The sequence below is a fragment of the Streptomyces sp. NPDC005494 genome, assembly GCF_042872025.1.
Taxonomy (GTDB): Bacteria; Actinomycetota; Actinomycetes; order Streptomycetales; family Streptomycetaceae; genus Streptomyces.
Map to the genome: position 1 here is coordinate 150,529 of NZ_JBIAJR010000008.1, position 13,088 is coordinate 163,616.

Annotated in this window: 7 protein-coding genes; 2 read left to right on the forward strand and 5 right to left on the reverse strand. The window is 71.5% G+C overall.

All coding sequences use genetic code 11. The annotated features are described in order from the left end of the window. Positions 1 to 107 precede the first annotated feature (107 nt). From ACFYQ6_RS23230 to ACFYQ6_RS23250, 5 genes are all read right to left on the reverse strand, one after another. Positions 108 to 1,091, reverse strand: coding sequence for an ABC transporter substrate-binding protein (locus ACFYQ6_RS23230; protein ID WP_388764666.1), 984 nt, complete (start codon positions 1,089 to 1,091; stop codon positions 108 to 110). Between the two features lies 1 nt (position 1,092). After that, positions 1,093 to 3,075, reverse strand: a complete 1,983-nt coding sequence (locus ACFYQ6_RS23235; protein ID WP_388764669.1) for an ABC transporter permease — start codon at positions 3,073 to 3,075, stop codon at positions 1,093 to 1,095. Beyond that, positions 3,075 to 4,145 carry a glycine betaine/L-proline ABC transporter ATP-binding protein gene (locus tag ACFYQ6_RS23240; protein WP_361577899.1) on the reverse strand — a complete coding sequence of 357 codons (1,071 nt, stop codon included), beginning with the start codon at positions 4,143 to 4,145 and terminating at the stop codon, positions 3,075 to 3,077. The genes ACFYQ6_RS23235 and ACFYQ6_RS23240 overlap by 1 nt, the downstream gene beginning before the upstream one ends. Next, positions 4,142 to 5,761, reverse strand: coding sequence for a GMC oxidoreductase (locus ACFYQ6_RS23245; RefSeq protein ID WP_361577896.1), 1,620 nt, complete (start codon positions 5,759 to 5,761; stop codon positions 4,142 to 4,144). The genes ACFYQ6_RS23240 and ACFYQ6_RS23245 overlap by 4 nt, the downstream gene beginning before the upstream one ends. A gap of 74 nt (positions 5,762 to 5,835) precedes the next feature. Further along, positions 5,836 to 7,365, reverse strand: a complete 1,530-nt coding sequence (locus tag ACFYQ6_RS23250) for an aldehyde dehydrogenase family protein (protein ID WP_361577893.1) — start codon at positions 7,363 to 7,365, stop codon at positions 5,836 to 5,838. A gap of 413 nt (positions 7,366 to 7,778) precedes the next feature. On the opposite strand from ACFYQ6_RS23250, the gene ACFYQ6_RS23255 reads away from it, so the two are divergent. Together ACFYQ6_RS23255 and ACFYQ6_RS23260 are read left to right on the forward strand one after the other, a co-directional pair. Continuing rightward, positions 7,779 to 12,242: a CHAT domain-containing protein gene (locus tag ACFYQ6_RS23255; RefSeq protein WP_388764672.1), complete on the forward strand. Its 4,464-nt coding sequence runs from the start codon at positions 7,779 to 7,781 to the stop codon at positions 12,240 to 12,242. A 1-nt stretch (position 12,243) separates the two neighbouring features. After that, complete coding sequence (locus ACFYQ6_RS23260; RefSeq protein ID WP_361577887.1) at positions 12,244 to 12,969, forward strand: hypothetical protein; 726 nt, start codon at positions 12,244 to 12,246, stop codon at positions 12,967 to 12,969. The last annotated feature ends 119 nt before the right edge of the window (positions 12,970 to 13,088 follow it).

Sequence of the window (13,088 nt, forward strand, 5' to 3'; positions counted from 1 at the left end):
TCATAACATGCCCTGTCAGATAACCCCGAACCGCGCCCCGGCGCCCCCGCCCCCCCCGGGGGGGGGGGCCGCGCCCCCCGACGGGTGGAAGGAATCCTCGGTTCAGGTCACCGGTCCAGCCACTTCTTCCAGGTGGCCGGGTGCTCCTCGATCCAGCGCCCTGCCGCCTCCTCGGGCGACAGCCGTTCCGAGGCGATCAGCTCGGACACCTGGTTCTGGTCCTTCTCCGACCAGCTGAACTTCTTCAGGAAATCCGCCGCCTCTCCGCCGCGCTTCGCGAAGTCCGCGTTGAGGTACTTCTGGAGCGGGGTCGTCGGATAGGCGCAGTCGATGTCCTCCGGGGCCTTCGCCGCACAGGCCCCGGAGTACTCGGGCAGCTTCACCTCGACCATCGGCACCTCGTTGAACAGCCACTGCGGCTGGTACCAGTAGCTGAGGAAGGGCTTCTTCTCCTTGGCGAACTGCTGCATCTGCGTGATCTGCGCGGCCTCGGAACCGGCGAAGACGACTTTGTAGTCCAGGCCGAGGTTCTTTACCAGGGCCTTGTCGTTGGTGACGTAGGACGGTGAACCGTCCATCAGCTGTCCCTTGTCGCCGCTCTCGGCGGTGCGCAGCTCGTCGGCGTACTTGTCGAGGTTCTTCCAGTCCGTGACGTCCGGGTGTTCGTCCGCCCAGTACTCGGGGACGTACCAGCCGATGTGGCCCGTGACTCCGAGGTCGCCGCCGGGGACGATGGTCTTCTTGTCCTGGACGTACAGCTTCTCCTGGTCGGGGTGGCCCCAGTCCTCCAGGATGGCGTCCACCCGTCCCTGGCTGAGGGCGTCCCACGCGGGCACCTCGTCGGTCTGGACGAGGTCGACGCGGTAGCCGAGCTCGTCCTCGAGGATCTTCTGCGCGACGGCGACGTTGGCCTGTGCGCCGACCCAGGACTGGACCGAGAGGGTCACGGTCCTGATGTCCGCGGGTGCCGCGAACGGGGAGGCCTGCTCGGTCATGTCAGCCGCTCCGCAGCCGGTGACGGCCAGGAGCGCGCCGGCCGAGGCGACGACGGCGGTGGTGCGGAGTCGGGCGCGGGCGCGGGTGCGAGCCATGTCAGCTCTCCTTCCGCTGGCGGCGGGCGGTGGGCTGGGTGACGCGGTCCAGCATCAGTCCCAGGCAGACGATGGCGGCGCCCGCGACGAGACCGGTGGCCAGATCGCCCTGCGCCAGGCCGAAGACGACGTCGTAACCGAGCGCGCCGGAGCCGACGAGACCGCCGATGATCACGACTGCGAGGACCAGGACGACGCCCTGGTTGACCGCCAGCAGCAGGGCGGGCCTGGCCAGCGGGATCTGGATCTGGCGCAGTTGCTGGCCGCTGGTGGCGCCGAGCGAGCGGGCGCACTCCATCGCGGCGGGGTCGACGCCCCGCAGCCCCTGGGTGGTGATGCGGACCACGGCGGGCAGCGCGTAGACCACGGCGGCAGCGGCGGCGGGGGCGCGGCCGACGCCGAAGAGGGCGACGACCGGGATGAGGTAGACGAACTGCGGCATCGTCTGGCAGACGTCCAGGACCGGGCGCAGGAGCCGTTCGAGGCGCCGGCTGCGCGCCGCGCCCATGGCGACCGCGAAACCCAGGACGAGGGTGACGGCGACGGCGGCGAGGACCTGGCTCAGCGTGTCCATCGACAGGTCCCAGACACCGAGGACGCCGATGGCCGCCATGGCGAGTACGGCGGTGAGCGCGGTTCGCCAGGTGCCGATCGTCCAGGCCAGGGCGGCGACGACGAGCAGCACCGACCACCAGGGAAGGCCCTGAAGGCCGCTGCGCAGCGGGTTGAGGATCCAGTTGGTGAAGTGGGCGGCCCAGTCGGCTGTTCCGCCGACGACGGGGACGCCGGTGTAGAGGTGGTCGACCATCCAGTCCTTGGCGGTGTTGACCGGACCGGCGACGGCCACGACGGCACCTTCGGGCCACACGCGTCCGCCGGTGAAGCGGCCCACGAGGGCGACGGACGCGGCGGCCACGGCGGCGAGCGCCCAGCCGCGCGGGCCGCGCAGGGCGGCAGGACCGGAGGGCTCCCTACCGGCCCTTCTGCCGGCCGCCTCGGTCGTACGGTCCAGGACGACGGCCAGCAGCACGATGGGGATGCCCGCGGCGAGCGCGGCTCCGACGTCGACGGAGGAGAGCGCCTGGTACACGCGGTCGCCGAGGCCGCCCGCGCCGATGACGGAGGCGATGACGGCCATGGACAGCGCCATCATGATGGTCTGGTTGACGCCGAGCAGGAGTTCCTTGCGGGCCAGCGGCAGCCGGGCGCTCAGCAGGCGCTGCCGGGCGGTCGCGCCGAGCGAGGTGACGGCCTCCATGACACCCGCGTCGGCGCCGCGCAGTCCGAGTGCGGTGAGCCGGGCCATCGGCGGAGCCGCGTAGACGACGGTCGCGAGGACGGCGCCGGGCACACCGATACCGAAGACCAGCACGACGGGCAGCAGGTAGGCGAAGGCGGGGAGCACCTGCATGGTGTCCAGCACCGGGCGCAGGACCCGGAACGTGCGGTCCGAGAGCCCCGCGGCGAGCCCGAGGAGCAGGCCGAACACCACGGAGGCCAGCACCGCGACGATCATCAGGGCGAGGGTCTGCATGGTCGGCACCCACATGCCGAGCAGCCCGCAGACGAGGAAGGACACCCCGGCGGTCAGGGCAAGGCGCCACCCGGCCGTCCGCCAGGCGACGAGCGCGGCCACGGCGGTGACACCGGCCCAGCCGAGGGCGAGCAGGGCCAGATAGACCCCACGCACCGACAGGACGACGGCGTTGCTGATGTGGCCGAAGAAGTAGAGGAACAGCGGATGGCTGTCGCGGTTCCCGATGATCCATTCGCTGACCTCGCCGAGCGGCCCGCTCAGGTCGACGGTCAGGGCGCCGGGCCACGCCCCGCCGCCCCAGCGGGCGTGCGCGAAGGGTACGGCGATGGCGGCGGCCGTCAGCAGCAGGAGGATCTTGCCGAGGGCGGGCCGGTCGCGCAGCGCGGCGAGCGGACGGCCGCCCGGGGGTCCTGCGTCGGTGCCGGCGGTGGCTTGCGCGGTGGCCATCAGACGGTCACCGCACGGGCCCCGGGGCCGCCGGGCTCGCCCGTACCGGCGACCACGTCGAGCAGGCACGCGTGGTCGACGACGCCGAGCAGCCTGCCGCTCTCCATGACGCGGGCGACCGGTTCGCCGGAGCGCGAGACGGCCTCGATGGCCTCGGAGACGGTGGCCCCGGGGCGCAGCGCCGGGCCGCTCTCGCCCTCGCCGGGCGCCGGGGGACGCATGGCGGTGGCGACGGTGAGCACCTGCTCGCGGGGTACGTCCCGGACGAACTCGCGTACGTAGTCGTCGGCGGGCGAGCCGACGATCTCCTCGGGCGTGCCGAGCTGCACGATGCCGCCGTCCCGCATCAGGGCGATGCGGGTGCCCAGGCGGAGCGCCTCGCCGAGGTCGTGGGTGATGAAGACCATGGTGCGGCCCTCCTCGCGGTGCAGCCGGAGGACCTCGTCCTGCATCTCGCGCCGGATCAGCGGGTCCAGAGCGCTGAACGGTTCGTCGAAGAGGAGGACGGACGGGTCGACGGCGAGGGCGCGGGCCAGGCCGACGCGCTGCTGCTGCCCCCCGGAGAGCTGGGCGGGTCGGCGGTCCTCGAGGCCGGCGAGGCCGACCTTCTCCACCAGTTCGGCGGCCTTGGCGCGCCGGTCGGCCTTGCCGAGGCCCTGGATCTCCAGGCCGTAGGCGACGTTGTCGAGCACCGTGCGGTGCGGCAGCAGTCCGAAGTGCTGGAAGACCATCGCGGCACGGTGGCGGCGCAGTTCGCGGAGCCGGTTCCTGTCCATGGCCAGGACGTCCTCGCCGTCGATGGCGAGGGTGCCGCTGGTGGGCTCGACGAGCCGGGTCAGACACCGCACCAGGGTGGACTTGCCGGAGCCCGACAGGCCCATGACGACGAAGACCTCACCCTTGTGCACGTCGAAGGAGACGTCTCGGACGGCGGCGGTGCAGCCGGTGCGCTCGCGCAGTTCGGCGGGCGGCAGGCCTGCGAACTCGCCGCCCGGGACGCGGGCGGCCTTGGGTCCGAAGACCTTCCAGAGGTTGCGGACGCCGAACACTGGTGTTCCCGCTTCGTTCATCGGACGTCACCTCCGGTGGCGGGGGCCGACCGGAGCAGTTCGGCGCACTTCTCGCCCACCATCAGGACTCCGATCATGGGATTCACGGCGGGCATGGTGGGGAAGACGGACGCGTCGGCGATCCGGATGCCCTCCAGTCCCTGGACGCGCAGCTGCGGGTCGACGACGGCGGCGGGGTCGCCCACCGCCCCCATGCGGCAGGTGCCGGCCGGGTGGTAGACGGTGTGCGCGACCTTCCGGGCGTACTCGCTGATGTCCTCGTCGGACGTGACCTCGGGCCCGGGACACACCTCGCGCTTGAGCCAGTGGGCCAGCGGTTCGGTCCTCGCTATCTCGCGTGCGAGCTTGATGCCGTCGACGAGGGTGCGGCCGTCGTAGTCGTCCTCGTCGGTGAAGTAGCGGAAGTCCAGGGCGGGTTTGGCCTCGGGGTCGGCGCTGGTGAGGTGGAGCCGGCCGCGGCTGCGGGGCTTGGGGATGTTCGGGGTCATCGACACGCCGTGCTCGGGCTTCTCGTAGCCGAGGCGTTCGGGATTGTCGGTGAAGGGGATCTGGTAGAAGTGGAACATCAGGTCCGGGCCCCGCGATCCGGGGTCCCTGCGCACGAACAGTCCCGCGTCGGAGTCCATCGCCGAGTTCTCCGGGATGGGGCCGTCGGTCTCCCAGACGATGACCGACTCGGGGTGGTCGAGCAGGTTCTCACCGACGCCCGGTGCGTCGTGGACGACGGGGATACCGAGCGCGGTCAGGTCCTTCGCAGGTCCGACGCCGGAGTGCAGCAGCAGCCGCGGGGTGTCCACGGCGCCCGCGCAGACGATCACTTCACGTGCGGCGCGCAGGAGTGTCTCCGAGCCGTCCTTGTCCCGTACGTGTACTCCGACGGCCCGGTTGCCTTCGAACTCCAGGCGGTACGCCCATGTCTCCAGCAGGATCGTGAGGTTGGGGCGGTCACCGGCCTCGATGTGAGGATGGAGATACGCGACGGACGCGGACGAGCGCTTGTTGTTCTCCGGGTGGTAGGCCAGGTCGAAGAAGCCGGCGCCCTCGTGGAACGGCTTCTTGTTGAAGCTGTCCACGCGCGGGACTCCGGCCGCCGCCTGGGCGGCGTCGACGAAGTCGCGGGCGATGGCGTTCCGGTCCTTCTCGTCGACGGGCACGATGTTGTTGCGCAGCCGCGCGAAGTAGGGGTCCATGGCGGCGGCGTCCCAGCCGTCGGCTCCGGCCTCGGCCCATTCGTCCCAGTCACCGGGCAGCGGCTTGAAGCTGATCAGTGTGTTGTGCGAGGAGCAGCCGCCGAGTACCCGGGCACGGCTGTGCCGGATGTGGGAGTTGCCGCGGGGCTGTTCGGTGGTGGGGTAGTCGTAGTCGAGCTCGCCGCCGAGCAGGCCGAGCCACCGGCGGAGGGTGAGGACGTCCTCGCGGCCGATGTCGGTGGGGCCGCCCTCGATGACGGTGACGGTGACGCCGGGGTCCTCGGTGAGCCGGGAGGCGATGACCGAGCCGGCCGTACCTCCTCCCACGATCACGTAGTCGACGGGTCCGGGGCGCTCGGTACCGGAGGGTTCTGGGCGTGCCGCGCCGGAGGGTTCAGGGCGTGCGGTGCGGGGGGACGGGGGCATCGGTCACTGCTCCTTCTGCAAGGTTCGTGCGTCTGCGTGGTGCCGCGAACAGGTGGGGGGAGGGCCGTTGCCGGTCAGCCCGCGAACCAGCGCTGCGGGCGCGGGTTCAGGTTCTGGTAGATGTGCTTGGACTCGCGGTACTCGGCCAGCCCGGTGGGGCCGAGCTCACGGCCGGTGCCGGACCTGCCGAAGCCGCCCCACTCCGCCTGCGGGAGGTAGGGGTGGTAGTCGTTGATCCAGACGGTGCCGTGCCGCAGCCGGGCGGCGACGCGCCGGGCACGCCCCGCGTCGGTGGTCCAGACGGCGCCCGCGAGGCCGTAGTCCGTGTCGTTGGCCAGGGTGACGGCCTCCTCCTCCGTCCGGAAGGTCTCGACGGTGAGGATCGGGCCGAAGGTCTCCTCGCGGACGACCTTCATGGCTCGGTGGCAGCCGTCCAGGACGGTCGGCCGGTAGAAGTAGCCGCTCGCCGGACGAATGTCCGAGGGCTCGGGGCGGGCGCCGCCCGAGCGGACGATCGCACCCTCCTCGCGGGCGGATGCCACGTACGCCTCGACCTTGGCGAGCTGCTGCGCGGACACGAGCGGGCCGCACTCGACCCCGTCGACGGTGCCCCGGCCGAGCCGGATCGCGTCGGCGCGGCGGGCGAGTTCGGTGACGAAGCGGTCGCGGACGGACTCCTCGACGATGAGCCGGGCTCCGGCGGAGCAGACCTGGCCGCTGTGGAAGAAGGCGGCGTTCAGCGCCTGGTCGACAGCCGTGTCGAAGCCCTCCTCGGTGGCGCACGCGTCGGCGAACACGACGTTGGGGTTCTTGCCGCCGAGCTCCAGGGCGACCTTCTTGACGGTGGGGGCCGCGGCCTGGGCGACCTTCGTGCCGCTGGCGAGTCCGCCCGTGAACGAGACCAGGTCGACGTCCGGGTGTGCGGAGAGCCGGGCACCGACAGGGTCTCCCGCGCCGGTCACGAGGTTGGCCACACCGTCGGGCAGTCCGGCCTCGGCCAGCAGCCGTATCAGGTGGACGGTGGAGAGCGGGGTGACCTCGCTGGGCTTGAGCACGAAGGTGTTGCCCGCGGCGAGTGCCGGGGCGATCTTCCAGCTGGCCTGGAGCAGCGGGTAGTTCCAGGGGGCGATCAGGGCGCAGACGCCTACCGGCTCCTGCACGACGACGCTGTGCACGTCGGGGTCACCGGCGTCCACGACCCGGCCGCCGCTCTCGTTCATGACGAGGTCGGCGAAGTAGCGGAAGGCGTTCGTGACGTCGTCGACGTCGACACGTCCTTCCTCCAGGGTCTTGCCGGTGTCGCGGCTCTCGGTGATCGCGATCTCCTCGCGGTCACGCTGGAGGAGGCCGGCGACCCCGCGGAGCAGCCCCGCGCGCTCGGCGACCGGCCGGTGCGGCCACGGACCGTCGTCGAAGGCACGGCGAGCGGCGGCCACGGCCGCGTCGGTGTCCTCCACCCCGGCCTCGGAGACGACGGCCAGGATCGTGGCGTCGGCGGGGTCGAGGATCTCGCGGGTCGCGCCGGACGCCGCCGCGCGCCAGGTGCCGTCGACGTGGAGGGTCTCCAGGACCGCGGGACGGTCCGACGAGTGGGGAGCCGACATGTAGTGGTCTGCCTTCCGTGCCAGATCTGCTCCGCACCGGTCCGGCCGAGCACTTCCGTGCCGGTGGACCGGGTTCCGGCACCAGCACAGTGGTGGACCCTTTCCGTTCGCGTCAGATGTATGCCCGAACATTCACTCTGGGTGACGTGACTCACGTGCATCACCCCGTCGGCACGAGCGGTCACCGGATCCGGACGCGCAGTGCTCGGCGAGTCCCCCGGCCCGGAAGACCGAGGGCGCCGGGCCCGGCGCGGTGTCCGGACCTCGGGTCGGCGGCGTGATCGTCGCCGATGAGGAAGCCCTCACATGGATCCCCTCGGCACGGCTGCTCCTGAGTCCCCGGGGAACTGAGCGAAGCGCTCGACCGTCTGAACAGTCGAACGGCTGGTTCTTGCGAGAACACTGGGGGAGTCGTGCTCGGTCATTCCATGCTCAAGCTCCTGGCCCGTGACATGCACACCCGGCTCGGCGGCCAGGAAGGCGAGGACCTTGCCGTTGCCGAGCAGCGGCTCCGCCGGCTGGCGGCCCTGGCTCCTGACGCCCGGCGCGACGAGGTGACCGCGCTTCCCGCCGACGAGAGTGACCAGCTGCTCGTCGGAGGGTTCGGATACGGCGCGACCCGCGAAGACCCGTGGAACACCCACGAGGACGCGCGACTGCTGGCCGCCACGCTGGAGGCGTACGCCGCCGGCATCACGGTCGGCTCCGGGAAGGAATGGGAATCCGCCCGGCATGTGAAGGGCATGCTCACCGCGCAGGCACAACTGCTCCGGGCCCTCGAAGCCGACGCGGCCGGGGATCGCTCCGAGGCCAACCGCTTGTTCGACCTGGCCTGCGGGCAGGGTGAGACGGCCGGTGACTGGCTCGTCTGCGCGCTGGGCCTCCTCGGCAGAACGGCCTGCGGAAGCGAGGCGCACCTGGCCGAGCCCTCCGAGATCATGGAGCTGGCCGGCCCTGTCATCGATGAGCTGGCGCAGTACGTCGAGGACGACCTCGGCCCGCTCCGGCAGGCCTTCCACCTGCGCTACGAGGCGTTCGGGTTGGTACGGTCCGCGGTGAGGGCCGAGGACGCGGACACCCTGCTGTCCCTGGTCCGCTCGTGGCTCGAGGTGAACCCGCCGGGCGCCATGGTGGAGCTGGCCCACGCCTGGAGCGGCGAGATGGGCCGTGGCGTCCATGACGGAGACCTCGACTGGGCGGTCGGCTGGGCGGCATGGGGAGATCAGCTGATCGCCCCGGCACAGCCGGGCTCCCCGCTCCGCTTCCGGCTCGCCGGTCACTTCCGTGCGGCTGGAGACGCGGAGCACTCCGTCCAGGTACTCGAGTGGTTACTCAGCGATGAGCCCGACGACGAAGACGTTCTGGTCGCCCTCGCCGGCGCCTACCAGCGCGCGGGCCGTGGGGAGGACGCGATCGCCTGTCTGCGGTCACGGCTCTCGGACCCTCCCGCTCCCGGCGAGGAGGTCCTGCTCGGACAACTCGTCCGGGTGCTGGTCCAGGAGGACTCCCCGGAGCTGGAGCACTGGGAGGGCGAGTTGATCCGCCTGACCGGTGGGGGCGCCTCCGACATGCTGCCCAAGGTGTTCGGCACGCCCCCCAGCCCACAGGTCGCGATGGCCAGATTCGTGGACGGAACGCTGACCGTCTCGCCGGACATCGACCACCTGAGCGAGATAGGTCCGCAGATCTTCGCGGCGATGATCGAGGGAAGCCCTGACGGCGCCGACATGCTTCGTGATCTCGCCGAGCGTGACCCGGCGATGGCGGCAGGCGTGGCCCGACTCCTGGGTGTGCCCCTGGTGACCCGAGCGCATCGGGAGGCCGCGGAGCACATCGCGCGAGGAGAGCAGCACTTCCATCGACGGGAGTACGCGGAGGCGGCCGCCTGCTACCACAGGGCACTGGAATCCGACCCCGACAGTGCGTCGGCGCTGCTCGTGCTCGGCGACGTGTACTACGTGAACCAGCACCTGGGGCTGGCGCGGGCGTATTTCCAGGAGTCCCTGGCCGTGGAGGAGACTCCCATGGCCTGGCGGTTCCTCGGCGACACCTACCGTGCCGAGGAGGACGGGACCGAGGAGGCCCGCAGCTGTTACGAACGGGCTGTCGCCCTCGATCCCGACTACGGCGGTGCCAGGGAGGCACTCGAGCACCTGCCGCCGCCCGCGGTGCGCCCCGTGTGGTCACCGGAGGCGGCTACGGCCGACGCGCCCCCGCCCGCCCAAGGACGGGAGACGGGCACAGCCGCACCACCACCAGGCATTCCCATGTCGCGCTTCGCCGCCGGCCCAGGCGTCGAGGCCGACCTCCCCGTCCGTCTGGAAGCCGCTCTACGCCGTGACCACCCGGCTCTGGGAGTCCTGTTCGACTCCCTCGCGGATGACGGGGACTTCGCCGCATGGCTCGCGGAACACGCCCCCGCGCACTGGTCCCGTGCGCAGGACGCACTCCGGGCCCTCATCCACCAGTGGTCCGCCCGTGGAACCGACCTCGAACGCTCTCTGCTGCTGGCCGGCAGACGGGTGCAGATCGCGGAGGCGCTCGAAGGGCCCTGGCCCGACGGTGACGACGAGGACATGGGCAAGGCCCGGCTGCTCGCCGACGCCCTCGAGCAACTGGCGGCTGTGAACAAGGACCTGGGGCGCTACTCGGAGTCGTACGACCTCCTCAGGACCGCCGAACGCTGGGCGGACATCGACGAGGAGGAACGCGCCCGCGCGGGCAGGTCCCTGCGCGTCGGCTACGACCACTTCCACGACCGCCCGCCGAGAGCGGGGCTGTACGAGGCGCTGGCCGATGCGGCTCTGCGCACCGGGGACGAGGCAGGGGCCGCGCACTACGCCCGGTTGCGGCGGGATCTCGAGGAAGGGCTGCCTGCCGACGACCACGCGCGTGTCGTGGATCTCGTCACCGAAGGCCTGTCGGCCTTCCTGGAGGACGAGGATCCGGATCTGGCCCTGCGATATCTGCGTACCGCTGAGAGGATCGCCGAGCGTGAGTCCGCCCGCACGCCGGTCAAGGTCACGTCGGCCACCGTGCAGTACGGCTACGGGCGGCTCCTCACCTGGCTCGGCCTGCCACGCCGGGCACTGCACCATCTCGGCAGGGCGCGGGAGTTGAATTCGGGCAACGCCGACCGGCTGGCCCAGGACTGGATCGCCACGGCGGAGGTGCTCGATCGATGGCCCCGTTTCGGGCCCGCGATGCTCGCCTACGAGCAGGTGCTGGTGCTGTCCTCGGTCCCCGGCACCATCGACGACCGTCTCTTCTGGGCCCCGCGCAGGGAACCCACCTCACGCACGGGGCGCCGTGTCGTCGCCGTCGAGCGGGCCTGGACCGTTATCCTGCCGATGGCTCACGCCGCGTGGGCCTACGGCGAGCTCTACACCGCGACGGACGTGCTGGAACTGGGCGCGGGCCTGGCAGACCTGGTACGGGCGGCGCAGCCCGACCCGGGCCTCCGCATCCGCGTCCAGGACGAACGGGCCGTGGTCTTCGAGCTGCTCACCCGATTTTGTCTGGGGCGGGCGGAGCGCTCGGACGGGGACCGGGACGCGCACGTCGCGGCCGCCTACACCGCGTCGGAGAGGAAGCGCTCACGCGCCCTGCTCGACGCGATGAGCACAGTGCGGCTCAGAACACCCGCCGGGGTTCCGCAGCAGCTGGTCGAGCGGGAGGCCGGGCTGTTGCGTACACGTGCCGAGGTCGAGTCCCGCAGCGAGGTGGACTGGGCACAGCACCGCGCCGTGACGGACGAACTCGCCACCCTGTGGGCGCGGTTGGCGGCGAGCGGTCCCGAAGCCGCCGAGTACGCCGCGATCAGGCAGTCCGACGTCCTGTCTCCCGAGGACGTACTGGCCGAACTCGCGGACGAACCGGTGGTCGTGGCGTCCTACGCCATGCTGGACGACGGGACGATCGTCGTCTTCGTACTCAGTGGAAGCGCCGGGCTCCAGGTGGCGCCCGTGGACGCCGACGGGCCCCAGCTCCTGCGTTTCATCGAGGACCACTTCGGCAGCGCCGGGCAGGTCCGCGAGATGGCCGAGGACCTGCCCGGCCTCTTCCAGCACGTCCTGGGGCCACTCGTGGCTCCGCTCGCGGCGGCCACCCGGCCCGGGCAGACCGTTCTGATCTGTCCCACGGGCGCTCTGCACCACGTCCCCTTCCACGCCCTCGCCGTGGAAGGGGCGGAGACGCTCCTCGACCGCAACCCGGTCGGCTACCTGCCGACCGTGTCCCTCCTGCGCACCCTTAACCACCGCGCACCAGGTGCGGGCACCGGTGCCCTCGTCCTGGGTGACCCCGGCAACGACCTTCCGTACGCCCGCACGGAGGCGGTCACCCTGGGGAACCGTCTGGAGACCGTCCCGCTCCTCGGTGAGGCTGCCACCCGCGAGGAAGTGCTGCGCCGCGTCCCGCACGCCTCGGTCTTCCACGCGGCCTGCCACGCGCACTTCGACGCCGAGGACCCGCTCTCCTCCGGCCTCGTCCTGGCCGGAGGAGTCCTGACGGCGCGCGACATCCTGCGGCAGGACTGGCACGGGGTCCGGCTCGCCGTTCTTTCGGCCTGCGAAACCGGTCTGGGCCGCACCAGCCGCACCGACGAGACCCTCGGACTCAGCCGGTCGCTCCTGTTCGCCGGGGTCCGTTCGCTGGTGATGAGCCTGTGGCGGGTTCCTGACTCCACCACCGCCGCCATCATGGGTGACTTCCATGACCTGGCCCTTGCCGGTGAAACTCCCGCACTGGCGCTGCGCACCGCGCTTCTCGCCGCACGGGACCGCCCCGGCGGCGGCAGGCTGGACCGCTGGGCGGCGTTCTGCCTGCTCGGTGACTGGCGCGCCCCGGCAGGCACGGAACCCCGACATGGAGAGTGACATGCTGACCCGCCCAGAACTCCCCGAAGGCTACGAATTGCTCGACCTGGTCGAGCCGGCCGTGGTGGAGACCGAACCCGACAGGCACCTCCAGCCCCTCGACGAGGCAACAGTCAGGCTGCTGCGGCGCGAGACCCGGATCGGCCTGGCACGCGGCCCGGTCCGGCAGGTGGAGACCCAGGTGTCCGGTCATGTCGGCCACGACATCTCCCTCATCTGCGTGGTCCAGACGCACCCCGAGTCCTTCGTGCGCTGGTCCCGGCTCGTCATCGACCTGTCGGCCACCGGCGGAGCCGTCGTGGCGGACATGTCGCCCTCCCTGATCGAGGGGGAGCATCCGGTCGAGGTCGAGACGACGCTGGGCGGTGGACTCACCTTCCAGGTGGCGACCGCGGCTGTCGGAGCCGAGCTCATGCCCCAGATCACCAGGCGCAGGACGCTCTACTGCCCTCGGATCACTTCGTCCGGCATCGGTTTCACCACCGCCTACTGGGACTTCAGGGCATCGGACCAGGAGTTCCTGCATGTCAACGAGGAGCTGAGGCTGCTCGTCGACGCCCCGGTGGGCGTCCCCGTCGATGCGAAGGTGACCATGCGGGTCAGGGTCATGCCACGGGGCATCGGCAGGCTCGTCCGGCTGACGGGCAAGCTCGGAACCAGCGAGACATTGTGCCGTCTCGCCGGCCCGGACGTCCTCCGAGGCGAGGCGCCGGGCCTGTCGGCCTGAGGACCCGCACGTCGCGGAACCCACGAGGCCGCTGCCCGGTCCGCCCGGTGGGCAGAGGCCCGGTGCGGTGCGCACCGGGCCTCTTCGGCGCCTGCCGGACCTCTTCGACGCCGTGAAAT

Bases quoted from the DNA above. Each gene is read 5' to 3' on its own strand.
- ACFYQ6_RS23260 (WP_361577887.1), top strand. From the start codon at position 12,244: ATGCTGACCCGCCCAGAACTCCCCGAAGGCTACGAATTGCTCGACCTG.
- ACFYQ6_RS23250 (WP_361577893.1), bottom strand. From the start codon at position 7,365: ATGTCGGCTCCCCACTCGTCGGACCGTCCCGCGGTCCTGGAGACCCTC.
- ACFYQ6_RS23245 (WP_361577896.1), bottom strand. From the start codon at position 5,761: ATGCCCCCGTCCCCCCGCACCGCACGCCCTGAACCCTCCGGCGCGGCA.
- ACFYQ6_RS23235 (WP_388764669.1), bottom strand. From the start codon at position 3,075: ATGGCCACCGCGCAAGCCACCGCCGGCACCGACGCAGGACCCCCGGGC.
- ACFYQ6_RS23230 (WP_388764666.1), bottom strand. From the start codon at position 1,091: ATGGCTCGCACCCGCGCCCGCGCCCGACTCCGCACCACCGCCGTCGTC.
- ACFYQ6_RS23240 (WP_361577899.1), bottom strand. From the start codon at position 4,145: ATGAACGAAGCGGGAACACCAGTGTTCGGCGTCCGCAACCTCTGGAAG.